We start from the raw sequence: 26,114 nt of genomic DNA, 5'->3' as shown, positions 1-26,114 counted from the left end.
AGGCGATCGCATCTTCATCAAATTCTGTAACAGCAGCAGAGGCGCTTTTCTTGCCGAAATAGCTAGTAATGCTCAGGCTAGATACAGTTTTGCTGATATTTTGACTGATTTGATTTTCCGAGAATCTCGAAAAAGATTCTTCGCTAGTAGAGAGACTGACAAATACTTCCTCTGCTTTGGATAGTTTGACTGCTTTTTCTATTACAGATAAGGCTTGGTCTTCACTTAAACTTGCGGGCTATGTTGTTACAATCATGATTGGTAATTAGGCATTGGGAATTGGGCATTGCGAATTGGGCATTGTTAGCAATTAACTAATAACTAAGAACCGATGCCCCATGCCCCATGCCCTATTACCCAATTTGAATATCCCTCACTCGCACCGGCACACAAGCGTGACTCATCTGAGCAACCTGCATCGGTTCGCCCTTTCCGCACATATTAGTACCGCACTGAACCTGCTCCGAAGCCGGCCCGATCGCATCTATTTGATTCCAGAAATCAGTAGTCATCGCCTGATAAGTTACATCCTTCAACATACCGACAATTTTACCTTTTTCCACCTTCCAAAAAGCATCGCCGCCGAATTGAAAATTGCGCCGCTGCTGGTCGATCGAATAACTACCTATACCGTCGATTAAAATCCCGTCTTCGGTATCAGCAATCATTTGTGCCAAAGTAGCAGTATGGCTGCCACCATCCGGGCCCGGCTCCAATCCCAAATTGGGAATTCTCACCATCGGCACGCTCGACCAACTGTCAGCGTAAGCAGAACCGTTGCTGCTGGCACGTCCGAGGCGATAAGCCGTCTCTCTGTCAGTGAGATAATCAACTAAAATCCCATCCTTGACAACGTACCAATCTTGTGATTTTACGCCCTCATCATCGTAACCCATTGTACCGCGACCGCCTGGTTGAGTGCGATCGCACTTAAAATTCACCCAAGGTGCAGCGTATTGCAGTTTATTTAACTTATCAGTAGTAGCAAAGCTCGTGCCAGCCAAATTAGATTCGTAGCCGTAAACCCGGTCTAATTCTGTTGGATGTCCTACTGATTCGTGGATAGTCAAATACAAATTTGTCGGCATAAGAATCAGGGATTTGCAAATACCAGCCTGGACTGTGGGAGCGCTGACTTTCTCAATAGCTTCGGCGGCCACTCTTTCGACTTGACTCAACAAATCATCGGGATTAATATGTTCGTAACCGATATTCATCGGCGGGCGTTCGTAACTGCGACTTTGGGCATCGCCGCCCGCAATTGCCGTACAGCCAAAACCCGGATAGCTGCGGTAGATTGTTTGTTCGATTAGCGAGCCTTCTGTAGAAGCAAAAACCTTGTCTTCGCGGCTTGACTGCAAAAAAGAAGAAGCTTTTTTGACGCCTTGTGCGCCGTGTGCTAGTAGCTTCTCGTTGATAGTTAGCAGCAGTTCGGCTTTGTCAGCAACGGGTACAGAAAAAGGGTCAATGGCGATCGGAGTAATGTAGGTATCGACATATTTTTTGACAGGCACTAACCGCACCGGTTCCTTTTGAGTTAAGCGGCTGCCTTTAGCGATTTCTACAGCCAAAGCGACTATTCTTGCAATCTCTGCAGGTGTTTTGCTGTGACTGGCGGCAAACCCCCAAGCGCCGTCGAGAAGCACCCGCACGCCAAAACCCGAACTTACATTATCTGACAGTTGACTTAAAGATCGATCGCGCGCGTAAAGATTCTGCCTTCGGTAACTGCAAAAACGCACATCACCGTACTCGCAGCCTGTTTTCCGAATCAAATCTACAGCCAAATTTGCTAACTCGTTAGCCGAGATTTTTGTAATTAATTGTACCATAGTTATTCGTCATTCGTCGTTAGTTGTCAATTATTATAGCGTTTTTCTATTTTTTGAACGAACCGCGAAGACGCAAAGAGCGCGAAGGAAGAACTGCACCTTCTTCTTTCTCCTCCTTCGCGTCCTTCGCGCCTTCGCGGTTCATTTACTCTGATATCTTACACCATTATCCATAGATATTTTATGGGCGGGCAGGATGCCCACCCCACAAGAAATTTACTGTTTGTGGAACAGGCATCTTGCCTGTTAATGTGGAACAGGCATCTTGCCTGTTAATGTGGAACAGGCATCTTGCCTGTTAAGCAAGAATGGTGCAACATCTCATTTTAAGCCTACTCCATCTCCTGCAAAACCCCTGTCAAAATTTCCACAATGCGATCGATATGTTCCTTCTCAATAATCAGCGGCGGCGACAAAGCAATAATATCACCCGTCGTCCGAATTAGCAACCCTTTTTCATAGCACTGAATAAAACAATCAAAAGCCCGTTTCCCAGGGTTTCCAGCGATAGATTCCAACTCAATACCCGCCACCAGTCCCAGATTCCGAACATCAATTACGTGCCGGACACCCTTCAACGAATGAACCGCATTCTCCCAATAATCTGCCAACTTATCAGCCCGTTCAAACAGCCTTTCTTCCTCATAAATATCCAGCGTCGCCAAAGCAGCCGCACAAGCCAGAGGATGACCAGAATAAGTATAACCGTGAAAAAGCTCGATCGCATTTTCAGGAGCATTCATAAAAGCATCGTAAATCCCCTCTTTCACAAACACCGCCCCCATCGGCACCGTACCGTTAGTTATCCCTTTCGCCGCCGTCACAATATCGGGAACCACCCCAAAATATTCCGTTGCAAAACTAGAGCCGACGCGCCCGAATCCGGTAATTACCTCATCAAAAATCAGCAGAATTCCGTATTTGTCGCAAATCGCCCGCAGCCGCTCTAAATAACCTTTCGGCGGAATCAAAACCCCCGTTGAACCAGCCACGGGTTCCACAATTACCGCTGCAATATTAGACGCATCGTGCAAAGCGACAATCCGCTCCAATTCATCCGCCAAATGCGCTCCCCATTCCGGTTGTTTGCGGCTGAAAGCATTGTGTTCGAGACTGTGAGTGTGAGGCAAATGATCGACTCCCGCGAGCAAACTGCCAAAAAATTTGCGGTTTGTACCGATACCGCCGACAGAAATTCCCCCAAAACCAACGCCGTGATAGCCGCGTTCCCTGCCGATCAATCTTTGGCGAGTTCCTTCACCTTTCACCCGGTGATAAGCAATGGCAATTTTTAAAGCAGTTTCTACAGATTCCGAACCCGAATTAGTAAAGAAAACGCGATCGAAATTGCCCGGAATCATCTTCACCAAACGTTCGGCCAATTCAAAAGCACCCGGATGTCCCATCTGAAAAGCCGGAGAGTAATCCAAACGCAAAACCTGCTGTTTAACTGCTTCGGCAATTGTCTCGCGGGCGTGTCCTGCATTCACGCACCAAAGCCCCGCAGTACCATCTAAAATTGAGCGGTTATCATCGGTTGTAAAGTGCATATCTTTTGCCGCAACCAACATTCGCGGATTCGCTTTAAACTGTCGGTTGGCGGTGAAGGGCATCCAGTAAGCGTCCATATTTGTCATGTTTTTTTATCATTTTATATTGATGATTCTGCCTCCCAACTATAACTTGCTACCGATTGCAGATCGCACGACACTTATTATAATTTTACAAATATCTCTTTTAAACGAACCGCGAAGACGCAAAGAGCGCGAAGGAAGAGAAGAAAGAGCTTTTTCTCATTTCCAACAAGTATAGTCTTATCTACCTATCTTCCTCTTTCTCTTCCTTCGCGTCCTTCGCGCCTTCGCGGTTCATTAAATAGATATTCTTTAATTAACGCTCGCCTCCACAGACTCATGCTGCAACAAACCTGTCAGCATTTTCACAGGCCTGTCGTCGTAGGGCCACGCGAAAGCATGGCGAAAAGCGGCCTCTTGACACGCTTGCAACTGCCGAAAATCAATGATATCCAAAGTTAACAAGTTCTCGTACTCAAAAGGCAGCCGCACGTTGTGCAATCCCGCGTTGTCAGTACAAATGGCAATATCGACACCAGCTTCAAAACATCGATCGAACACAACCTTCAATTCGCGCATATCCTGCAAGGTTCCCGTTTTGAGATAGGTAGTCGGGCAAACTTCCAAGCATTGACCCCTGCGCGCGACTTCTGGCAGCAATTCGGGATATTTTAATGGAATTTGAATCCCGTGGCCGATACGCATCAGATAAGGCAGAAGTTCGGGATAACAGCCTGAGGTAGTTTCGTACAGGTGGCCGGTAGTTTTGATGCCGATCGACCTCGCGTACTGGTACAATCGGACAAACTCCTCCAAACGCTCGCCAATACAAGCATCGCCGCCAGCTATATCGATCGCACAAACATATTCCCCCATCCCGGCCGCCAAATCTACGATCGCCCGATTCACCTCATAGGGTAAACGCGAGTGCATACACAAAATTTGGCTAGTAACAATTGGACAATCGCTAATTTGACTTGCCTTGCCCACAACTTGTACAATTTCTGACATCAAATCTATGCGTTCTGACTGATTCAAATGTTCTGGAGTCCGCAAATAAGGCGTATAGCGCAACTCCAAATAAGCCAGATTTTCAAACACGTAAGCGCCCCGCATCAACCGATAGATGAAATAAGGCAAAGTCTCAACAGTTTGAACGCTTTCTACCAGCGTGTGCAGTTCCAAATACTCATTGAGAGTATTGCGCGGACGAGTGTAAAACTCCTCAAACTCCGAGTATTTCGGAAATCGATTAACCATCTCAGCATTGTGGCGATCGAAATACCGCCACAGCACCCTAGGAACGACAGAACCACCCAGATGGCGGTGCAACTCAGCGTGTAAAGTCATGGCAACAAAGCCTCTATTTTCTCAATGTTAACAAAAATTAATTAGTCAGTAGTCAGTAGTCAGTAGTCCTTAGTCAGTAGGCCTTAGTTCTTAAGTAAGTTGGCGTAAATATTTATTATTGGTATCGGGCAGGAGACAGGAGGCAGAAGACTGAAGGGAAGAGGGTTTAAGGAAAATTTATATTTCGTTATATAGTGCTGTTTATTTGCGCCTTTCTACTTAGTCATTGGTTGTGTGTGAGTTTCCATGCCCCATGCCCCATGCCCCATGCCCCATGCCCCATGCCCCATGCCCCATGCCCCATGCCCCTATCTAAAATCTCAAATCCAAAATCTAAAATCTAAAATAGATTGACATCCGGGACGCATTCGTACATAATCGGAGATTGTGTCAACCTGAACAGAACGCGAGAAACCCTTGGCTAACGTAGTTGTAATCGGCGCCCAGTGGGGCGATGAAGGAAAAGGCAAAATTACCGATTTGCTCAGCAAATCCGCAGATATAGTTGTCCGCTACCAAGGGGGCGTCAACGCGGGTCACACCGTGGTAGTCAACGGTCAGACTTTCAAGCTGCACTTAATTCCGTCCGGGATTCTCTACCCTGATAAAGAGTGTATCATCGGCTGCGGCACGGTCATCGACCCTAAAGTTTTAATAGAAGAATTAGATCAGTTAGAGGCACTGAATATTTCGACGGCCTCGCTGATGATTTCGCAGACTGCTCACGTGACGATGCCCTATCACCGATTAATTGATGTAGCATCGGAAGAGCAGCGGGGAAATTATAAAATCGGGACGACGGGACGCGGCATCGGCCCTACTTACGCAGACAAGTCGGAACGTACCGGCATTCGGATGCTCGATTTAATGGACTTGGAAGGGTTGCAAGAACAACTGGAATGGACGATTAATTGTAAAAATCTCATTCTGGAAAAACTCTACAATTTGCCGCCTCTGAATCCGCAAGATGTAATTGATGAATATCGGGTGTATGCGGAACGTTTGCGGCCGCACGTAGTAGATAGTTCGCTGAAGATTTATGAGGGAATTCACAAGCGGAAAAATATTCTGTTTGAAGGCGCCCAAGGCACTTTATTAGACTTAGACCACGGTACTTATCCTTACGTTACTTCGAGCAATCCCATCGCTGGTGGGGCTTGTGTGGGAACCGGAGTCGGGCCAACAGCGATCGATCGCGTAATTGGCGTAGCAAAAGCTTATACAACTCGCGTCGGAGAAGGCCCCTTCCCTACCGAAATGGTAGATGGAGTTGGCGCAATTTTGGGCGATAGAGGTGCAGAATTCGGCACGACAACGGGCAGGAAACGCCGCTGCGGTTGGTTCGACGCGGTAATCGGCCGCTACGCAGTCCGCATCAACGGCCTTGACTGTCTGGCAATTACCAAACTAGATGTTTTGGATGAATTAGAAGAAATAAAAGTTTGCGTTGCTTACGAAATTGACGGCGAACGCTGTGTGGATTTCCCGAAAAGTTCCCGGATATTTGCTCGGTGCAAACCTATTTACGAAACGCTTCCCGGTTGGAAACAGTCTACGGAAGACTGCCGCAATTTGGAAGATTTACCGCCGCAAGCTTTGGATTATCTGAAGTTTTTGGCAGATTTGATGGCAGTGCCGATCGCAATTGTTTCTCTCGGTGCGAGCCGCGACCAAACTATTATTGTAGAAGACCCGATTCACGGCCCGAAACGCGCTTTGCTCTCGGCTGACGGTAGGCCTGTAGCAGCACAATCATAACACGTTTAGTTATAATAGAGAAAAAGGGTCGATCTCATGTGTGACGAGGCTCCAATGACCGATGAAGATCGTCTGATCTACCAACTAACCCTTCATCGAGATTTGGTTGGCTGGGTAATCGGAAAGTTAGCTGAAGGTGGCATTGCATCCCAGAGAACTACTGGCAACGATCCGAAAGGAGACATTTTGATTGTAGCTCCAAATGATGCCTCGCAAGTAAAAGAAATAATCCGGGATCTTCATAATCAATACACGAGAGAAAATATCAAAGATTCACAGTCAACCTTAGAGGAAAGAAAAACAAACTTACCGCATATAGAAATCAAAACCACATACCTTTCAGGAAAAGCAGTTAATGAAATTATTGATACTGCTACTGTCATTGCAGTTGTAAGTGCCGATAGAATTTCTGGACCTGGCAAGGCAAAATTTATAAAAGCAGGTATAGCTTATGCAGAAAATATTCCTTTGAACGAGTTTCTAGATGTTTAGTAGCAGGAGTAATCCCAATGTTTGACATCAGTTTTTATTCAGCCAATGGTGAACCGTCCGATAGTGTAAGAATAACAGCAGCTACTTACGAGTGGTTAGCAAAATCAGCCTTTTCAAAAATAGGTGGCGAATCAGTCGAAACCCAAATTTACCTAGATGAAGAAAATGTAATTCTGCCTCTAGTTGAATTAAATCAAGATATTCGCCAGCAGTTCAAGAAAATTTTCAGCGAAGCAATCATCAGTGAAAGCGATGCAGTTCTTACTAAGCTTGGTGATTACCCTTCAAAAGAAGAGTATCAATCAGGAACGTACCGTCTGAGAAAAATGCTGCAATTGCTGAAGTGTGTGGAAAACGAAAATTATCAATACCTTCAGCGAATTTAATTAAGTTCGATCGCTGTAGCATAAATTTGATAAAATGTGAAAACAATCAACAGAAAGTCAGAAAATGGAACTCGCAGTAGAATGTCAAAAGCGGGCAGAAGGCAGCAAAGCTAACGCCCTCCGCCGCTCCGGATTGATTCCAGCCGTCCTCTACGGTCACAAAGGATCGGAATCCATTTCCCTTACCATCAAAGCCAAAACAGTTGAACACCTGCTCAAAAAGCACGTAGTCAACAATGCCCTAATTGACCTCAGCATTCCTGACCTCTCTTGGAGCGGAAAAACCTTGCTGCGGGAAGTTCAAGTTCATCCTTGGAAGGGCTATCCTTACCACCTGAGCTTTTTCTCCGTGGCGACTCAAGACAGCCTGGAAGTTGAATTGTCACTGCGTTTTGTCGGCGAACCTGTTGGCGTCAAGTTAGAAGGCGGCATCTTGGATACCGTCCTGACGCAACTGGCAGTTAAGTGCAAACCTGATAGCATTCCTGAAGCAATTGAAGTAGATATTTCTAATTTAAAGGTAGGGGATGCGGTGCACATTCACGAATTAGTTTTGCCTGAGGGAGTGGTAGCTCTCGGCGAACCAGATCAGGTGGTTGTTACCGTGCTGGGAATTCAAGCAGGTTCTGAACCAGAAGACGCAGAAGAAGACGCAGAGGCAGCAGCTTGATTAGTAATTGCTAATAGTTGTTAACTAATGGTTGAAAAAAAAGGGCGATCGCTTTCTCCCAAAAGGGCGATCGTTTTTTGCTAAAAAGGCTATTCTTGTTTGGGTTCGATCGCACATTTTGCACCGTTTGTAAGATTTTTTAAGGCGGGATCCCTTGCCCAGTCCACAAGCAAGCATCCCACAAGCAAGCACCGGCAGTGTTTACTTTTTTTTACAAAAGGGGCGATCGACCAGAAGCGACAAAAGTCGGGAGAGGCGCGCAAATGGGCCAGAAACCGGGCTGATTCTTACATATTTAGCAGTCAAATCAAAAAAATCAGCCGAGAAACCGGGTTTCTCGATAGCACCGGCAGTCAAAAAAATTAAAAATTGGGGGAACAAGTTCGGTACTGTTAGTGTCAAACGCGAGTATAATTGTGAAACGTTTTGACTACCCTATTTAATTCCTGCCTCTGGAGCCGCCGCCCATATGCCATCAACAGTGAGTACAGAATCAACAGCGGTTCAATTTAACCAACAGGGAGAAATATACTTATCCCAAGGAAAATTAGAAGAAGCCATCGCCTCCTGCGAGCAAGCCTTAAAGATTCACCCCAATTTTGCACCAGCTTACAAGACTTTGGGCAACGCGCTGCAAGCTCAAGGCAGGATGGAAGAGGCGCGGCACTGGTACGCAAAAGCGATTGAAATAGAACCGAATTTTGCGGAAGTATACGCGAATTTGGGCAGCCTGGGCGCGCAGCAGCAAAAATGGCAGGAGGCGATCGGATTTTATCAAAAGGCGATCGCGATTAAGCCGAATTTCGCGGGAGTGTACCGGAATTTAGCAAAAGTATTCGGACAAATTAGCAAACCGGAAGAAGCCCAGCAGTGCTGGTATCAAGCATTTAGTTTGGAACCGGAAAAAGTACCGCCTGGGGAACACTTGAATATGGGCGACGCTTTTTTTCGGCAGGAAAAATTCCCAGAAGCGATCGCTTGTTACGATCGCGCCATAAAATTAAATCCTAATGTGGCGACAGCTTACCAAAATTTGGGCGAAGCGCTAAAAAAACAAGGCAAGTTAGAGGAAGCGACAGCATATTATCGCAAAGCTATTGAACTCAACGCAGCTCATGCCAGAAACGGCAGCGAGGGACAGGAAACTTTGGCGGGTGCAACTGCTCCAAACGGTGCAGTTAAGCAGCCAAGTTTGGCGGGTGCAACAGCTCCAAACGGTGCAGTTAAGCAGCAGCCCGCAGCTACCCCAGTGCAGCAGCCAGTGCAGCAGCCAGTGCAGCAGCCAGTTAATTCTACAATTAATATAGAAGATCCAGAAGCATACAAAATACTAGCAGAAGGCTATTTTGCTCAGGGAAAATTGGAACAGGCGATCGCAGCTTGCAAGAAAGCGCTGCAAATTAAGCCGGAAGCGCCGCTTTACAAATTGCTCGGCAATGCCCTGCAAGCTGGGGGCAAAATTGATGAAGCTAAAAGTTGCTATGTCAAAGCAATAGAAATTAACCCAAATTTTGCCGAAGCTTACGCTAATTACGGCAGCATTTGCGCGCAGCAGGAACAGTGGCAGCAAGCGGTTTCAGCTTACGAAAAGGCGATCGCCCTGAAACCGGATTTTGCCGGTGCTTTTCGCAATTTTGCGAAACTGTTAACTCAGTTAGGCAAGTTGGAAGAGGCGGCCCAGGCTTGGTATCGAGCATTTGCGATCGACCCCAAGTCGGGCACCGCTGAGGAACACGAGAATTTAGCCAAAACTTTGATCGAGCAAGGTAAGGTAAATCAAGGTATTGACTGTTACCGGCGGGCGGTAGAGTTGAACCCAAATGCGGGCTCCGCTTATCACGAATTGGGCGAAATTCTTAAGAGTCAAGAACAGTGGGAAGCGGCGGTAGAAGCTTACAGCAATGCTATTAAAAATAATCCCGAACTTTCTTGGTCGCACAATAATTTAGCTGAGTCGCTGGTTAAGTTGGAACGGTGGGAGGAAGCTGTAAATGCCTACCGCAAGGCGATTGAATTAAATCCAGATTTTAGCTGGTCTCACAACAATTTAGCAGACGTGCTGCTGAAGTTGGAACGGTGGGAAGAAGCTGTAGAGGCTTACAGCAAAGCAACACAGTTAAATCCAGATTTCAGTTGGTCGCACAACTATTTAGCAGACGCGCTGATTAAACTGGGAAGGTGGGATGAGGCAATTTTGGCTTACCAAAGGTCGATCGAACTCAATCCCGAGCATTTTTGGGCGCACAACAATTTAGCAGAAGCGCTAGTGAATTTGGAACGGTGGGATGAGGCGGTTGTTGCGTACCGGCGTGCTAACGAAATCAATCCGAATTTCTTCTGGTCCCAGAGCAAGTTGGGCGACGTGCTGCTATCTATGGAAAGGTGGGAGGAAGCGAGCGATGTTTACCGGCGCGCGGCCGAGTTGAATCCTGATTTTCCGTGGACTTATTACAACATGGGGACGGCTTTTGAGAAGCTGGAACGGTGGGATGAGTCGATCGCCGCTTACCGCCGCGCTGCGGAAATTCAGGCGGATTTGCCGTGGCTTTCGCAAAAGTTGGCTGATGCTTTGAGGATGCGATCGCAGTGGGATTTGAAGGATGCTATGGGTTTGTACCGGCGGGCGATTCAGGAGAATCCTGATGACGTGCAGTTGTATCACAAAGCCCTGGAGATTGCGCCGAATGATGCTGACCTTTATGTTGAGTTGGCTGATGCTTTGGTGCGGAAAAATTGGCCGGATGGGGCGATCGTCTTTTATCAGATGGCGTTGCAGATTCGACCTGATGACAAGGCTATTTCTGAGCGGTTAGAAGAGGTGTTAAAAAAAAAAGGTGTAAGTAGGGCAGCGTCCGGCGATCGCGCTGTTCGCGCACACTCGGGAAATGCGATCGAACACAGCCCGGGGATAGCTGCAGAGTACCACGAATTAGGGGAGTCTCTGCAAGAAGAAGGTAAATTGACCGAGGCTGTGGCCGCCTACCGCAAAGCAATTTCAATTAATCCCAATTACTTTGGAACTCACCACAATTTAGGCGATGTCCTGAAAAGGATAGGTAAAGTTGATGAGTCTATTAAAAGCTATCAGAAAGCTGCTGAACTGAATCCAAGTTTTGTTTGGTCGCACCACAACTTAGCGGATATATTTCAACAAGAAGGTCGGCTTGATGAAGCTGTTGCGGCTTATCGGAAAGCGATCGAGGTGGCTCCTGACTTTGGCTGGTCGTACCACAATTTAGCAAAAACTTTAGCTAAACAAGACAAGCTTTCGGAAGCTCTGGAAGCTTATCAGACCGCGAGCAAACTAGATCCGAAACTTTTTGGTTTGGATTATCAAAACTTACGAGATTCGCTATTCCTCGGTCAAGACCCAGCTTACACGAAGTGGCGCGCTAAGAACAGCCCCAGAGAAGCTGACTTGCGGAAGATGGCTGAAACATTAGAAATCTTTAACTACAAGCCGCTGATTAGCATCGTCATGCCGGCTTACAATACGCCAGAAAATTATTTAAAGGAGGCAATAGAATCAGTTCTCAATCAGATATATCCTTATTGGGAATTGTGCATTGCGGACGACGCATCAACCGCGACTCATGTCAAGCAGATTTTACAAGAATATGCAGCTAAAGATAGCCGAATTAAAGTAGTTTATCGCACCAAAAATGGTCACATTTCTCACTGTTCCAATTCGGCTTTGGAGTTGGCGACGGGTGAATTTGTGTCATTGCTAGACCACGACGATACGCTGACACCAGAGGCTTTGTATGAAGTGGTGCTGCTGCTGAACCGCCACCCGGAAGCGGACATGATTTATTCAGATGAAGACAAGATTTATCAGGATCGAGAACTGATAAATCCTTTCTTCAAGCCAGAATGGAGTCCGGATTCATTTTTATCTCGGATGTACACTTGCCATTTGGGAACTTACAGGCGATCGCTAATCAATGAAATCGGCGGTTTTAGACCGGGCTTTGAAGGAGCTCAGGATTACGATTTGGTTTTGAGGTTGACAGAAAAAACTGACAAAATATTTCACATCCCTAAAATTCTTTACCACTGGAGAATGCACGCAGGTTCGGCGGCTGGCGGTGTAGAGGCTAAACCCTATGCCTATGACGCAGGGCAAAAAGCTTTGCAAGAGGCGATCGAACGCAGGGGCGAACCGGGGAAAATTGTAGGCGTTCCCGACTTTTTGGGACACTTTATTGCACGCTACAAAATTGCGGATTACAAGCGGGTCAGCATCATTATTCCGACGCGGGATTTAGGCGATGTTTTGGACAATTGCTTGGAGTCTATCTTTACTAAGAGCGTCTACCCCAACTACGAAGTTATTGTCATCGACAACGGCAGTCAAGAGCAACACACGGCGGAAATTCTGGCTAAATGGACGGCTAAGGAATCAGCGAGGTTTAAAAGTTATCGCCTAGATATTCCGTTCAATTTCTCTAAGATTAACAACTACGCTGCTAGCAAAGCCGAGGGAGATTACTTGCTGTTCTTGAATAACGATACAGAGGTAATTACTCCCGATTGGATTGACGCAATGGTTGAACAAGCTCAGAGAAGCTCGATCGGGGCGGTGGGCAATTTGTTGATATACTCAGATAACAAAATCCAGCACGCGGGAGTGGTGATGGGACTCGGCGGCGGAGTTGCCGGTCACAGCTATTACCATATGCCTCGCTCCATACCAGGGTATTTCGGGAATGTGGTAGGCATGAATAATGTTTCAGCCGTAACTGCTGCGTGTTTAATGTGTCGCCGCGAAGTATTTGAAAGTGTTGGGGGGTTTGACGAAGAACTAACAGTGGCGTACAATGATGTGGATTTGTGTTTGAAAATGCTAGAGAAAGGGTACCGAAATATTTACCTGCCTCATGTAGTTCTCTACCACCACGAATCTAAAAGCCGGGGTTACGAAGACTCGCCTGCAAAGAAAGAGCGGCTGAGGAAGGAATCGAAGCTGATCGAAAGCCGGTGGCAAAAATATATTGAGAATGACCCTTACTACAGCCCGCATTTAACCAGAGCTTGTCAAGACAGCGGTATCAGATTGGAGGACAAGAATTGGCGGCCGAGTCATTAGGAATATGCCCATGAGTTTAAAGTGTCAACTTAAGTCTAAAATCTGTCCTGAGTCCCCGCTTACATCTTGCACCAATATCAAGAACCTGTAGGGGCGGGTTCACCAATAGCTTGAAAGGGTGCAGAGAGGTTAAATAAACCCGCCCCACTCCGCGCGAAATTCATTTATGGACGGTGCAAAATGTCAGATTCGAGATAGTTAGAAACCCCGATCGACCAAGAAAAAAAAAAAGAAATCTACGGTACAAAATTATGAATAGCTCATTACAAGTGCATGAAGAGACTGCTTCTAATTATTTTCATAGAGGCAACCTCCTGAAACAGTCGGGTAAATTAGAGGAAGCCGCCGCCGCCTACCAGCGCTGTACAGAACTCAACCCGGATTTTTCCTGGTATCACCACAATTTGGGTGAAGTTTTGGCGAAATTGGGGCAGCGGGATGGGGCGGAGAAAAGTTACCGCAGGGCCTGCGAACTTAACCCGAATTCGGCTTGGTCTTGGCACAATTTAGGAGAGGTTTTGGAACAGCAGGGCAATCTAGATGAAGCCGTTGCTGCGTACCGCAAAGCTGTGGAAATATATCCTGATTTCTACGAGTTTCACAATAGTTTAGGGAAGGCTTTGTGTTTGCAAGGTCAACTGGATGAATCTATAAGTTGTTTGCGAAGAGCGATCGATCTGGACTCGGAATCGGCTTTGCCTTACCAAAATTTGTGGGAGGCTTTGGCAAGACAGGGACGGGTTGATGAAGGGATTGAGTGCTTGCGAAGGGCGATCGAGCTAAATCCTGGTGATGGGGAATTGTACCTGAAGTTGGCAGAGGCTTTGCAAGGTAAGAATGAATTAGCAGAAGCAGTGGGTTATTACCGAAAGGCGATTCAGTTAAAACCTGATTTCCATTGGATTTACTATAAATTGGGAACGGCTTTAGCGGCACAGGGTCAATGGGAGGAGGCGATCGCGGCTTACTCGAAAGCCGCTGAGTTGGAACCGGGTTCGGCGATCGTCCACCACTATTTGGGGCATACTTTGTCGATCGTGCAGCGCTGGGATGAGGCGATCGAATCTTACCAGAAAGCGCTTGAGCTTGTCCCGAATGCGGCTATAGTATACCAACATTTAGGGGATGCGCTGGCAACACAGCAAAAGTGGGAGAAAGCTGTGGGCAGTTACCGCAAGTCTGTTAAGATGGAATCTAACTCGCTGGAGGCTCAGGATCATTTGGGATTTGCTCTATACCAGCTTGGGCGGTGGGATGAGGCAATTTCTGCGTATCGGAAAGCTCTGGAAATTGCGCCTAACTCGGATGTGGTACTTCACCATTTAGGGGATGCTCTCAGACAGCGCTCGCGCGTCCAACCTATCGCGAAAGAAGCTAAGTCGGATTTAGATGAAGCGTTGAACTGTTATTACAAGGCAATTGAACTGAATCCGAACAATGTACTGAGCGCTCGCCAAAAGATGCTAGAGATTAAGTCAGATGACCCTGCACTCTATTTACAATTAGGCAAAGCTCTGGTACAACAAAATCAGTTAGATCAAGCGCTCGCCTCTTTTCGTCAGGTTATTGAGATAGAACCCAATTCCTGGGAAGCTAATCACTACTTAGGCGAAGCTCTAGCAAAGCAAGGGCATTGGGTAAATGCGATCGCTTCTTACCGCCGTGCCATTAAAATCAACCCCGATTCTAGTTCGTCTTATCAGCATATGGGGGAAGCTTTTATGACCCAAGGAAATCTGGATGAGGCGCTCGCTGCATACCGCAAAGCTATAAAATTAAACCCAGATTGCTCTGCAACACACAACAATTTAGGAGATGCCTTAGCTAAAACAGGTAAAGTAGATGAGGCCAGTCATGCTTACCGCCGTGCCATTGAACTTGAGACCCGAAATCTATGAGTTTGATAATAATAACTTAGCCAGGATTAGGGCAAATACATCTAAATTCAATTGACAAAATGATCGATAGCAAAAAAACGCCAGTGTTTTTTCAGAGGAGTGAATTCAACAACATATCATTGTAAAATTATGTCAGACTTACTTACTGTTGGAGAAATACAGAATCGCCTTTTTGAATACGCAGGACTCAAAAAAGAGCTAAAGGTAAAGCACCATCAACAAAAAATTACGGTACTTCATGTTGTAGCAGAAGAAGCAAAAACAAAAATAAAAGTATCCATTCAAGAGGTCTACGCCAACAGAAATACTTTTCCTTTGCGAGTAGACGCTCGATTGAATGAATTTGAAACATATTCACTGGATGAAGTTTTTGTGGAGACACCCAGAATAGATGCGATTAGTATAGAAGCTCAAGGTGTGGCTCCTATTATTTTGAATGGGATGCAGAATTTACTCTATAAAAATCCCCATGCTACTATTTATATGAGCTTTAATAGCTCCCGCATTCAAAATGCTGGATTTAATCCCAAGTCTTTTGCTTATAACTTATTAACAATGGGATTTGGGATGTCAAAAATAGACGAGTATGGTCAAGTATGTGCAGTTTCTGAAGAGGAATTATTGACGGGAAGATCAGTAAGCTTAACCTTAAAGAGAGTGATTCAAAGAGAGTTTTACATAACCAAGAAGGAAGAAGAAAACCCTATATTTAGGGAATTGAAGACAATTGATATTGAAAAGCCGATGGCAGTAGTAACTAAGCCAAAATCTGATTTGAATTACTATCATCCTGAAATACCTAATCCCCAGAAACTAGGTGGTGTCATGCACGGCCCTGACTCGCAAGAAAAAGTATTTCAGGGTCTTGTTAATCTAGGAATTGATGTAGAAAATTATGAAGTTGACTTGCAAGAGTATCGCCAATACTTTCAGGATGCACGATATGTACAGGACTTCCCTGACTATTACTCTTTTAATCTGCCGGAAAAAACTCTAGAACACTACATAGCAGCCAAACTTTTACAACTTAACGACAAAGACATCTACATCGATATTGCCAGCCAGCACAGCCCCACACCAGAAATTTATCATCGCCTGTTTGGTGTGAAAGCATATTTGCAAGACCTTGATTACCCTCATGGATTGAATGGCAATAAAATCGGAGGGGACGCAGCGAATATGCCAGTACCGGATGGGTTTGCAACTAAAATGGCCCTCCACAGCTCATTTGAACATTTTGAAAATGGTTCAGATCGGGGTTTTATTCAAGAAGTGTCGCGCATACTTAAGCCGGGTGGTGCCGTATGTATTACCCCCTTCTATTTATTTGATGAATATGCAATTCAAACCGATCCGGCTGTTTCCATACCGCAAGGAGTCAAATTTGACGATGATGCTACAGTCTACTGCGCCTACGGGTGGGGGAAGCGTCACGGCCGATTTTACGACCCTGAGCGTGTTTTTAGCCGAGTATGCCAGAACTTAAATGGCATGAAAATCAAAATCTACAGCATAACAAATGCTAAACAGGTCGATCCGTCGTGCTATGTACAATTTGCAGCATTAATCACAAAGGTCAGTCCGGTGGAGCCACTTAAGAATGCAGAACATTATGCTCATGCTCTCACAGCATCAGGCATCATAACCTGAAAGAGAACCTAGAAATTGAAGGAGGCAAAAGTGTTTAAAATTGAGTTAGAATATCCCACCAGTAGTAGTAACAAACCGCGCTATACCAAAAACCAGCCTAATAAGTATATTAGTCAAGCGCTGGCATCTAATCATGAAGTGTATCGGAGAGTTTTGCAGAAGTTTCCGAAGTATTTTGAGAAGTTGGTAAATATAGATGTAGATAGCAATGAAGATGCAAGGGAACCCTTGTACATTAATCCATACTTCCCAGCATTTGATAGCATTTCTCTTTATTGTTTGATTGCTGAGTTAAAACCAAATATCTACATAGAAGTTGGTTCTGGCAATTCGACTAAGTTTGCAAGAAGAGCAATTATAGACAATAATTTGAAGACCCAGATTATCTCGATCGATCCTTATCCAAGAGCTGAAATTGATGATATATGCGATCGGGTTATTCGTCAGCCCGTAGAGGAAATCGATCTAACTATATTTGAGAATCTCCAGAAAAACGATATTGTTTTCATTGATAATTCTCACAGATGTTTTATGAATTCTGATGTCACCATTTGCTTCCTTGACATCATGCCGCGACTTGATATTGGTGTATATCTGCAATTGCATGATATATTCTGGCCATTAGACTACCCTGAATCTTGGGAAGAAAGATATTATAATGAGCAATACCTATTAGGCGCTTTACTAGCTAATGGCTTAAATGATTACGAAATAGTATTGCCAGTTTATTATGCTAGTTTTGATCCAGAACTATCCAGCATCCTATCTCCTTTATGGTCGGCTGATGAAAAATTTGCTCGCGTCTATAAGCATGGCGGTAGTTTTTGGATGCAGCGCAAGCTAGCCAATGAAGATTGCGAGAAAATCGGTGAATCTGAGAAGGAAAAGAGTACCATGATGGAGGAAAATTCAAAGCCTCCTATACCGCTCGACAACCAAGTGTTTTTGCAAACAAATAACCACCGCGACCAGGAGCATATTGCAATTGTGAACGACTATTTAATTCAGCCAAGTCAAATAAATGACGCGACATTTTTGCAAGAAACTGCTCACCTCAGTCACGAAGATTTTGTGCAAGCAGTTTATCGCACCTATATGCTAAGAAATGCTGACGTGCAGGGCTACCATCATTTCTTTACCGTACTTACTGAGAGAAAATGTACGCGCCAGCAGGTAATCTCGAATATTCGGGAATCGGCAGAGTTTAAAGCGCAGGAATTGAAGTTTAAGTTAAAAGGATTTGACTACTCTCAATACCCCCAACGCTTAAATCTTGGCTGCGGTTGGGATATTAAAGAGGGTTATGTGAATGTAGATCTTCACGACTCTGGCAAGCAGGACTTAGTAGCGGACATCCGACATTTAGATTTGCTGCCATCAGGTTATTATGAAGAAATCATTGCTCAGGACTGTCTAGAACATATGCCTAGGTGCGATACAGCACCAGCATTAAAAGGATGGGCTCGTTTGTTGAAAAAGGGAGGTATATTAAGACTAAGAGTGCCAAGTTTAATACATTTACTTGAGCTTTTTAAATCTGAAAAATATCAATCCATAGAAGGTCAAAAGCTGTTAGTTCAATTTTTATATGGAACGCAAGCGTGTGAGGGAGATTGGCATTTAACTGGATTTACTGAAGTTTTGCTCACTAATTATTTAGAGGAAGCAGGTTTGGGAAACATTGAATTTCAAGTTATAGCTGATTGGTTGTTTGAAGTTAATGCTGAAAAAATCAGGGATTAAGTTAGGAAATAGTCATGAAAATAGCGATAGTATCCCCCAGTGGAATACCATTTCGGATTGGTGGTGCAGAAAATGTTTGGTGGGGGCTGCTGCATCACATCAATCAGCATACTGCACATCAGGCTGATTTAATAAAATTGCCTAGCCCAGAAATTAACTTCTGGGATTTAATGGATAACTATTGGCGATTTTCCCAACTTGATTTAAGTCACTTTGATGCAGTTATTTCCTGCAAGTATCCGGCCTGGATGGTACACCATCAACATCATATCTGCTATATGTTTCACACATCACGCGGTTTATATGATTTGTATCCACCAAATTATCCAAAAATCTACACTACCAACAATCAAGAAATTTGTGCATTGCAGGAGTTCATGTATCGGAATCAAGGCGCTCGAACTGCGTTAAAAGAGTTTTATGAAAGGCTGAATAAAATTCGTTCAAATATCGAATACATATCAGCAGATGCTTTTCAATACCCAGGGCCGCTCACCCGTCAAATAGTTCACTTCTTAGATGGTATAGCATTAGCTCCCACTGCAATTAAGAAGTATGCTTCCTTATCACATAATGTAATAAAACGCCCGGATTATTTCCCGGTTAACAGCCAGATAGAAGTGGTTTATCCGCCACCAATTCAAACAGGGTTTCGGATCGGGAAAGATGATTATTTATTTACTGCCAGTCGTCTTGAATACGGCAGCAAACGTATCGCTCACTTGATTGAAGCTATGAGATATGTCAAGTCGAACATACAGTTTAAAATAGCTGGAACTGGTGGCGAGCTTGAAGGTCTCAAACAAATTGCGGGTGATGATGAAAGAATTACTTTTCTTGGTTTTGTTAACGATCGCGAGCTAGTAAATCTTTACGCAGATGCTTTGGCTGTTCTTTATATTCCTTACGATGAGGATTACGGATTGATTACCGTAGAGGCAATGATGAGCGGTAAGCCTGTGATTACTGCTACTGACTCGGGGGGGACTAATGAGTTTGTCAGGCATGGAGAAACAGGGTTTTCAGTTCCACCAAACCCGCAGGCGATCGCCGAACGCATTGATGAGCTCTGCGAACATCGCGATCGAGCAAAGCAGATGGGGCTTGCTGGTCAAAAGCAGGTTAAAGAAATTACATGGGCAAATACAGTTGCCCGATTGCTAGATGAAACTGTTCAATCTCCTGTAACTACCCCAATACCTTTAACTACAACGATACAACGCCACAAGAGGATACAAAAGCGAAAAAAAATCACTGTAGTTCCACCCTTTCCAGTTTTTCCTCCTAGATACGGCGGGCAGTTTCGCGTATTTCACTTTTATCGGCATTTAACTAACAAATTTGATATAGAGTTAGTTACTTTGACTGATGCTAACGATGGGGTATTTAGAGGTGAAATTTCTCCCGGACTGTGCGAAACGAGGATTCCTAGGTCTTTTCAACATCAAGAAGCGGAGCAGAATATTCAACGAGAGATAGGAACGCCATTTGGTATTGGCGATGTAGTAATGCCTAAAATTTATCATATGACGCCAGATTATATGTTGGCTTTAAGAGAGGCTACAGCAAATTCAGATTTTGTAGTTGCTTCCCATCCTTATCTTCTTCCAGCTATTCAAGAAGTGACTGATAAGCCGATTTGGTATGAAGCTCACAATGTAGAATTTGAACTTAAAAAAGGTATTCTTCCCGATAATTCAGGAGGTAGGGAATTATTAGAATTAACTCGCAAGGTTGAGAAAGAATGCTGTCAAGTTAGTAGCTTGATTATGGCGTGTTCTCCTGGAGAAGCACAGCTCATGAGCGAAATATATAATGTAGATATCAATAAATTTGTTTTCGTTCCTAACGGTGGAGATTTAGAGAGTGTCAGCTACGTTCCATTGACTCAGCGACTCTTGAAAAAAGAAAAGTTGGGGTTTTCCAAAAATTTCTTAGCAGTCTTTGCTGGCAGTGGGCATCCTCCGAATGTAGATGCTGTGCGCTGTATATTTGAAATGGCTAGACAGCTTCCTGATGTTAAATTTCTGACTTTCGGAAGCGTAGGTTTAGGTGCGGAACCTCACCGGGCGCCGGCAAACGTCAGTGCGATGGGATTTGTAGATGACGAAACTAAAAGTGCGATTTTGGGAATTGCTGACGTGGCTTTGAATCCTATGCTGTCTGGGGGAGGTACAAATCTAAAAATGCTGGACTATCTGGCTGCAGGTATTCCAGTCATTTCTACTCCCACTGGATCGAGGGGTTTGGGGCTGCAACACCAACAGCACTGTATCATTGCAGAGATTGAGCTATTTGCTGAGGCGATCGCGCGTCTCAGAGATGAAAATAGTACAATCAAGAGTATACGTGTAGAGAATGCTAGGCAATATGTCGAACAAAAGTTTGATTGGGCCGTCATCGCTAAGACGTTTATCAATCAAATAGAAACAATGCAAATATTGTAATTAGCTAAAAGCAGCTAGCGAGCATTTGTTCTGGCAAAAAGTGCAATCGTCGCACAAAGATTAATTATATCATGGTAGGTTGATGAGTATCCTAGCATGATTTTTGTATTCCGCTATTTAGACTCGCAAGCCTTCTTTTCGTTCAATTAAAGATTTCAAATGGTCAATCTCCGCATCAGATTTTTTCAGTTTAGACTTCATCTTCTCCACTTCCATTTGAACTGCTTGTGCAGTGTTCTTCCAGGCTTGAGCTTGGCATTCCTGCCCATCTATTTCTCGCCGTAGATCATCTCTTTCTCGCCGCATATCATCTATTTCTCGCCGTAAATCATCTTGTTCTCGCCGTAAATCATCTTGGCTCTTCATCTTGGTTGCAATAATATTTTCCAACCGAGTTCTAATCCTTTTGCCAATAGCGTGAGGACTCAATAAAGACTGAGTTTCACGAGCAGCTCTTGCTCCTACAAGTTTTGCTTGCTCGTAGTTGTGGAATACGTAGTGCATCAGTGCTGCTGCGTGTTCAATATCCGGAGCGGCCCAAATATTGCCCTTTTTATAAGGTCCGATATCTTCCGAAATACTTACTAAATCGTATTTGACTAAGAAACTATTACCTACATTCATAAATTCTATATTAGACGAGTAAGCAGTCGCGATCGTCGGCTTACCCCAGTACATCGCTTCAGCCATTGTCAAGCCAAAACCTTCAGCGCGGTGCAGCGATACATAGCAGTCGCAATTGTAAACCAAGGCATTCACTTCCTCTCTCATCAAATGCCCTTCTATGAGGTGAATCGATGGATATTGCGCTGCCAGTACCTTAAATTCATCTCGCTGGCGGGGATAATGTTGTGAATTAGAAAACTTAATTACTAAACAAACATCTTGATTGGATTTACCAAAAGCCTGAATAAAGGCTTCAACAACTGCCCGAGGATTTTTGCGCTCAAATGTGCTGAGAGAGTCGAACATGAAGAGAAAAATAAATTTGTCTTTCGGCAATCCCAAGGCTTCTCGGCCCAAGAATACGGGAGGAAAAACAAGGCTAGGCATTACCTTGATAACTGGAATCGGCGATACGGCTGATATGGCTTCTACGGCATGATTGCTAAAAGTCCATATTTCATCAAAGTAATTAAAACCAAACTGTAACTCAGGAGGAAAGTTCGGTAGTTCCCAAGCCCAAAATCCTATATTATATCGGTTTTCTAAATATTGAGAACCCCAACCTTCAAGAAATGTAGCTATACCGTCAGGGTTAAAATTTACGAGATTGACCGGATAGGGATTATGTTTTGCTAAGTCTTGTTCTTGATAGGTTGCATCTAAGTTGCGATGCCAATCTATGTGAAAATTATTAATCGCAAAAGGAATCCTAGCAGCTTCAAGCGATCTAAGATTGGCACGCATTCCTTCCCCGATACCAAACTCTCCTTTCACAAAACCTGCAACATTAATACCAAAAGAAGAGTTTAGTGTTTCCTTGTTCATAATCAATTAGGTTGCATTCATAATTGGTCAGGCTGCGGATTGCCATGAAAGCAAAACGCGGTTAACATAGCACATCTACTTCAGGGGAACATTCTGAGTTTGATGTGCCTGAGTCTGTACTAGCTTCAATTCATTTTGCAATTGCTGTGCAGTCTGTCTCAAAGCTTGGTGCTTAGATTCTAACCACTCTTTTTCTGCTTGAAACTGTTGGGCTGCAGCTTGCGATCGCTCCAATTCTATCTGAGTCTCGTACAGTAAAACATTTACTGGTTCCAATTGCTTCAATTTCTCCCGCATCAAATGCAGTAACTCGTGAGCTTCGTCTAATTCTTCACGAGTCTGGTGCAATTGAGCAGCAAGGGTTGAGACGAGAAGAATTAAGTCACTCGATTGTCTCGGTTGCCCCTGAGTCTGGTGCAAAATATCCTCGGTTTGGGTTGGTTGTGTCTGGATTTGCTGCATTGCTTTTATCTCTTTAACGATAGCTAGCTAGAACCTTTGCCTTTTCCGCTTGCCAATGACATTGGCTTAACTGCCAGTACCTGACGCATCAATTGTTTCCATTCTTCGGAATTTGTCAGAGAATAGGTATCGAGTTGCTGTCCTTTTTCTGAGCCAAAATTGCTAAAACTCTCTAACCAATTATTGACTGTTTCTGTTCGTGACAACTGCGTGCATTTCAAAGATTCCTGTAATGACTCTCTCATTTTAATCAAATCACCATTTTGATAAGCATACCAAGCTTCGCACACTAAGAGTGGATACTGTATCTCCAGAGGTTCATTTTTCCGATGGGCTATAGCTTGCTGCAATCGCGATCGCTCCATTGCCTCTTGAGTCTGATGCAGTTGGATCTGAGATTGCTCCCATTCCGTTTGAATTTCATACAGTTGCGTCTGAGACTGTTGCAGTGCTTCCTCAGTCTGATACAGTTGTGTCTGAGATTGCTTCAATTCTTCTTGAGCCTGATGCAGTTGTGTCTGAGATTGCTCCAATTCTTCTTGAGCCTGATGCAGTTGTGTCTGAGATTGCTCCAATTCTTCTTGAGTCTGGTACAGAAGAGATTGGGACTGCTTCAATTCTCTGGTGGTCTTGTGCAACACTGACTTGTTTGTAGACAATTCCCCTTGAGTCTGACGCTGTTGCGACTGGGATTGCGCCAACTCTGTCTGAGTTCGCTGTAGTTGAGATTGAGATTGGGCTAATTCTGTCTGAGTTCGCTGTAATTGAGATTGAGATTGGGCTAATTCTGTCTGAGTTCGCTGTAATTGAGACTCAGACTGTTCCAATTCTGCCTGAGTCTGATGCAATTGAGACTCAGATTGTTCCAATTCTGCCTGAGTCCGGTGCAATTGAGACTGAGATTGCTCAAATTCCCTTTGAGTGTGGCGCAATTGAGACTGAGACTCTTCCAATTCTGCCTGAGTTTGGTGCAATTGAGACTGAGACTGTTCCAATCCTGCCTGGGTTTGATGGAGTTCTGCCTGAGATTGCTCAAATTCCCTTTGAGTCTGGTGCAATTGAGACTGGGACTGTTCTAACTCTGCCTGAGTTTGGTGCAATTGAGACTCTGATTGGGCTAATTCTGCCTGAGATTGCTCAAATTCCCTTTGAGTCTGAAACAGTTGCGCTTGAGACTGCTCCAACTCGACTTGAGCTTGATGCAGTTGCGTTTGAGACTGCTCCAACTCGACTTGAGCTTGATGCAGTTGCGCTTGAGACTGCTCCAACTCGACCTGAGTTTGATTTCCTTGAACTTGAGACTGCTCCAAATCGACTTGAGCTTGATGCAGGTGCGCTTGAGACTGCTCCAACTGTGCCTGGGTCTGATGTAGTTGAACCTTGTATTGCTCCCATTGTCTCCGATTATCATGTGGTGGATGGTAAAACAGAGGGGTAGGCTCGACATTTAAGTTGAAGCGAAAGTCGTTTGAAAGCTTTGTCAGCTCGATCGCGGCGATCGCGTTAGCAAAAGGCAAAGGATAGTTGTACTCCGCATCGCTGACCTCTAAACCATCGGCTTCTGTCCAAATCATCTGAGCTTTTTCCCAGACAGGGTGTCTGTCAATCAGCTTTAAAAAATGACTGGATATTGCTTCTTTAGGAATCCCATATTTTGTTAACAGACTTAAGTATTGTCCGCTGAACTGAATTTGCCAATCTCCATCTGTCAGTGTTCCAAAAGGAACTGTAATGAAAGCTTTGCCCTCAACATCCAGTAAGTCGTATATTTTGGCGATCGCCTTGAGTGGAGCTTCTAGATCCCGCTTCTCGGTAGGTTCGCCATAAGTGCCTGAAGGTTCTACTGCTTGCCCTATATGTTCTACAGTAGAAATAGAAAGTATCGCGTCATATTTTTCTGTTGATGGCAGATCCATTAAATCTTGATTATCTACTCCTAGATCCTGCTCAAACTTGTCTACAATTTTTCTGTGAAAGATTCCCACTGATTCACTCAGCGTGTTTTCATAATAAGAGAGGACGTTTCCCACTTCCAGGATGCGCTCTCGCTTTTGAAGATTTGCCAAAAAATCAAAGGCGATCGGAATTTCCACACACCTCTCAGTGGGATTGTTATATCTAATCCGATTATAGCCTAGCTCTTTACCCTTAAAAAAGAAACTTCTTTGCCATTCCGTCATAATCAACCTCTCGCTTTTTTCTATCTAGACTCTGTTTGTGTACTAGGCAAATTCTATTTTAAGTCATAACTGCCCCTAAAATGCGATGAGCCTCAGAAAAACTTGGATTTAAGTAAACAGCTCTGCGGTAACAGATAATTGCTCTTTCCACCCGATTTTGATTTAAAAAGCTATTACCCAAGTTAAAGTAATCTAATGCTGTAGATTTTTCTGCTTCCAACGTTAATGCTATATACATACAATCAGCAGATTCCTCTAGCTTATTTTCGTTGTAAAGAGCGGTAGCTAAATTACGATAAACACCCGCTACACTGGGTTGTACGACCAGTAGTTTTTGATAGCAGGCGATCGCCTCTGACCACAGTTGCTGTTCCCGGCAAATATTTCCCAGATTTTCGAGTGCTTCCACAAGAGTTGGTTGAATTGACACTGCCCGATCGTACCAATTCTTTGCTTTGTTGGCTTGCCCCTTAGCGAGCCAAATATTCCCCATCGTCAGGCAAGCCAGAGCAAATTCAGGCTTAATTTTTAGAGCTTGTTCGCAAGCAGTCAGCGCCTCATCTAGCTCATTTTTTTCTAAAAACAATTCAGCTTTCACCTGCCACAATTCCGATCGAGCTTTTGCCAATTCAACTTCTGTCTGTTGCCGTACATCTTTTAACGCTGCCCTCACTCGATGCTGCGAGCGATTCCATTCAGCCATAATTGGTTGGATTACAAGTGATTCTTTTCTGCGCTCCGCTCTTAACCTCAATGCTTCCTGATAAATTTCTAAATCTTCTTGATTATTTCTTATGATTTTTTCTATTATTTTTGTGTTGGAAAAAATACTTTCCAAGTCCTCCTGGTATTTAGGATTAGGATTTGTGTTTTTTTCATCGATCCTAAAATCTGACCAGTTTAACATTTTTTGCAAATCTGCTAAGTCTTCCAGGAAAAATTCTTGAACTCCTACAAAATCAAAATTATTTATTTTATGGTCGGATATCTGTTGGGTAATTAAATTTTTTGCTGCGCCGTGTTCTACGAATTCATCTAAGTTTATTTTCAACATTTTGACATCTCTAACTATGTTGGGATATTGGTATATAT

The 26,114-nt window shown here is 44.3% G+C and carries 17 protein-coding genes; 10 read left to right on the top strand and 7 right to left on the bottom strand.

Translation table 11 applies throughout. The features are described from left to right. Positions 1 to 184, top strand: a 184-nt coding sequence (locus tag QUB61_RS11485) for a hypothetical protein (RefSeq protein WP_333130325.1), incomplete at its 5' end; no start/stop codon positions are given. Between the two features lie 169 nt (positions 185 to 353). On the opposite strand, the gene QUB61_RS11480 is transcribed toward QUB61_RS11485, so the two are convergent. From QUB61_RS11480 to QUB61_RS11470, 3 genes are all read right to left on the bottom strand, one after another. Further along, positions 354 to 1,832: a TldD/PmbA family protein gene (locus QUB61_RS11480; RefSeq protein WP_333130328.1), complete on the bottom strand. Its 1,479-nt coding sequence runs from the start codon at positions 1,830 to 1,832 to the stop codon at positions 354 to 356. 332 nt (positions 1,833 to 2,164) lie between these two features. Continuing rightward, positions 2,165 to 3,469, bottom strand: coding sequence for an aspartate aminotransferase family protein (locus QUB61_RS11475; RefSeq protein WP_333130330.1), 1,305 nt, complete (start codon positions 3,467 to 3,469; stop codon positions 2,165 to 2,167). A gap of 249 nt (positions 3,470 to 3,718) precedes the next feature. Continuing rightward, complete coding sequence (locus QUB61_RS11470; protein ID WP_333130332.1) at positions 3,719 to 4,756, bottom strand: adenosine deaminase; 1,038 nt, start codon at positions 4,754 to 4,756, stop codon at positions 3,719 to 3,721. Positions 4,757 to 5,173: 417 nt separating this feature from the next. Here QUB61_RS11470 and QUB61_RS11465 point away from each other — a divergent pair, with 417 nt between their 5' ends. From QUB61_RS11465 to QUB61_RS11425, 9 genes are all read left to right on the top strand, one after another. Further along, the gene (locus tag QUB61_RS11465; RefSeq protein ID WP_333130335.1) at positions 5,174 to 6,514 is read left to right on the top strand and encodes an adenylosuccinate synthase; all 1,341 of its coding nucleotides are present in this window, start codon (positions 5,174 to 5,176) and stop codon (positions 6,512 to 6,514) included. 54 nt (positions 6,515 to 6,568) lie between these two features. Then, positions 6,569 to 7,006 carry a hypothetical protein gene (locus QUB61_RS11460; protein ID WP_333130337.1) on the top strand — a complete coding sequence of 146 codons (438 nt, stop codon included), beginning with the start codon at positions 6,569 to 6,571 and terminating at the stop codon, positions 7,004 to 7,006. 17 nt (positions 7,007 to 7,023) lie between these two features. Continuing rightward, on the top strand, positions 7,024 to 7,392 hold the full coding sequence (locus QUB61_RS11455; protein WP_333130339.1) for a hypothetical protein: 369 nt from the start codon (positions 7,024 to 7,026) through the stop codon (positions 7,390 to 7,392). A 64-nt stretch (positions 7,393 to 7,456) separates the two neighbouring features. Then, positions 7,457 to 8,062: a 50S ribosomal protein L25/general stress protein Ctc gene (locus QUB61_RS11450; protein ID WP_333130341.1), complete on the top strand. Its 606-nt coding sequence runs from the start codon at positions 7,457 to 7,459 to the stop codon at positions 8,060 to 8,062. Between the two features lie 469 nt (positions 8,063 to 8,531). Further along, on the top strand, positions 8,532 to 13,151 hold the full coding sequence (locus QUB61_RS11445) for a tetratricopeptide repeat protein (protein WP_333130343.1): 4,620 nt from the start codon (positions 8,532 to 8,534) through the stop codon (positions 13,149 to 13,151). 251 nt (positions 13,152 to 13,402) lie between these two features. Next, positions 13,403 to 15,049, top strand: coding sequence for a tetratricopeptide repeat protein (locus QUB61_RS11440; protein ID WP_333130346.1), 1,647 nt, complete (start codon positions 13,403 to 13,405; stop codon positions 15,047 to 15,049). Positions 15,050 to 15,178: 129 nt separating this feature from the next. Beyond that, positions 15,179 to 16,699 (top strand): methyltransferase domain-containing protein, encoded by a 1,521-nt coding sequence (locus tag QUB61_RS11435; protein ID WP_333130349.1) that lies wholly within the window; start codon positions 15,179 to 15,181, stop codon positions 16,697 to 16,699. Positions 16,700 to 16,729: 30 nt separating this feature from the next. Continuing rightward, complete coding sequence (locus QUB61_RS11430) at positions 16,730 to 18,442, top strand: DUF4214 domain-containing protein (RefSeq protein WP_333130352.1); 1,713 nt, start codon at positions 16,730 to 16,732, stop codon at positions 18,440 to 18,442. A gap of 14 nt (positions 18,443 to 18,456) precedes the next feature. Further along, complete coding sequence (locus QUB61_RS11425; RefSeq protein ID WP_333130355.1) at positions 18,457 to 20,889, top strand: glycosyltransferase; 2,433 nt, start codon at positions 18,457 to 18,459, stop codon at positions 20,887 to 20,889. Positions 20,890 to 21,006: 117 nt separating this feature from the next. On the opposite strand, the gene QUB61_RS11420 is transcribed toward QUB61_RS11425, so the two are convergent. From QUB61_RS11420 to QUB61_RS11405, 4 genes are all read right to left on the bottom strand, one after another. After that, the gene (locus QUB61_RS11420; RefSeq protein WP_333130358.1) at positions 21,007 to 22,380 is read right to left on the bottom strand and encodes a glycosyltransferase; all 1,374 of its coding nucleotides are present in this window, start codon (positions 22,378 to 22,380) and stop codon (positions 21,007 to 21,009) included. A 75-nt stretch (positions 22,381 to 22,455) separates the two neighbouring features. Continuing rightward, positions 22,456 to 22,842 (bottom strand): hypothetical protein, encoded by a 387-nt coding sequence (locus QUB61_RS11415; protein WP_333130360.1) that lies wholly within the window; start codon positions 22,840 to 22,842, stop codon positions 22,456 to 22,458. A gap of 23 nt (positions 22,843 to 22,865) precedes the next feature. Further along, positions 22,866 to 25,022 (bottom strand): hypothetical protein, encoded by a 2,157-nt coding sequence (locus QUB61_RS11410; protein ID WP_333130363.1) that lies wholly within the window; start codon positions 25,020 to 25,022, stop codon positions 22,866 to 22,868. Between the two features lie 58 nt (positions 25,023 to 25,080). Further along, positions 25,081 to 26,076, bottom strand: coding sequence for a tetratricopeptide repeat protein (locus QUB61_RS11405; protein WP_333130366.1), 996 nt, complete (start codon positions 26,074 to 26,076; stop codon positions 25,081 to 25,083). Positions 26,077 to 26,114: the final 38 nt, after the last annotated feature.

It is taken from the genome of Microcoleus sp. C2D2 (genome assembly GCF_036702495.1).
GTDB lineage: Bacteria > Cyanobacteriota > Cyanobacteriia > Cyanobacteriales > Microcoleaceae > Microcoleus.
Note: the sequence above shows the minus strand (reverse complement) of the source record. Positions and strands in the feature narration are given on the sequence as shown.

Excerpts from the sequence above, each read along its gene's own strand:
- QUB61_RS11480 (WP_333130328.1), bottom strand. The coding sequence starts at position 1,832 with ATGGTACAATTAATTACAAAAATCTCGGCTAACGAGTTAGCAAATTTG.
- QUB61_RS11425 (WP_333130355.1), top strand. The coding sequence starts at position 18,457 with ATGAAAATAGCGATAGTATCCCCCAGTGGAATACCATTTCGGATTGGT.
- QUB61_RS11470 (WP_333130332.1), bottom strand. The coding sequence starts at position 4,756 with ATGACTTTACACGCTGAGTTGCACCGCCATCTGGGTGGTTCTGTCGTT.
- QUB61_RS11460 (WP_333130337.1), top strand. The coding sequence starts at position 6,569 with ATGACCGATGAAGATCGTCTGATCTACCAACTAACCCTTCATCGAGAT.
- QUB61_RS11475 (WP_333130330.1), bottom strand. The coding sequence starts at position 3,469 with ATGACAAATATGGACGCTTACTGGATGCCCTTCACCGCCAACCGACAG.
- QUB61_RS11405 (WP_333130366.1), bottom strand. The coding sequence starts at position 26,076 with ATGTTGAAAATAAACTTAGATGAATTCGTAGAACACGGCGCAGCAAAA.
- QUB61_RS11420 (WP_333130358.1), bottom strand. The coding sequence starts at position 22,380 with ATGAACAAGGAAACACTAAACTCTTCTTTTGGTATTAATGTTGCAGGT.
- QUB61_RS11445 (WP_333130343.1), top strand. The coding sequence starts at position 8,532 with ATGCCATCAACAGTGAGTACAGAATCAACAGCGGTTCAATTTAACCAA.
- QUB61_RS11435 (WP_333130349.1), top strand. The coding sequence starts at position 15,179 with ATGTCAGACTTACTTACTGTTGGAGAAATACAGAATCGCCTTTTTGAA.
- QUB61_RS11440 (WP_333130346.1), top strand. The coding sequence starts at position 13,403 with ATGAATAGCTCATTACAAGTGCATGAAGAGACTGCTTCTAATTATTTT.
- QUB61_RS11415 (WP_333130360.1), bottom strand. The coding sequence starts at position 22,842 with ATGCAGCAAATCCAGACACAACCAACCCAAACCGAGGATATTTTGCAC.
- QUB61_RS11455 (WP_333130339.1), top strand. The coding sequence starts at position 7,024 with ATGTTTGACATCAGTTTTTATTCAGCCAATGGTGAACCGTCCGATAGT.
- QUB61_RS11450 (WP_333130341.1), top strand. The coding sequence starts at position 7,457 with ATGGAACTCGCAGTAGAATGTCAAAAGCGGGCAGAAGGCAGCAAAGCT.
- QUB61_RS11410 (WP_333130363.1), bottom strand. The coding sequence starts at position 25,022 with ATGACGGAATGGCAAAGAAGTTTCTTTTTTAAGGGTAAAGAGCTAGGC.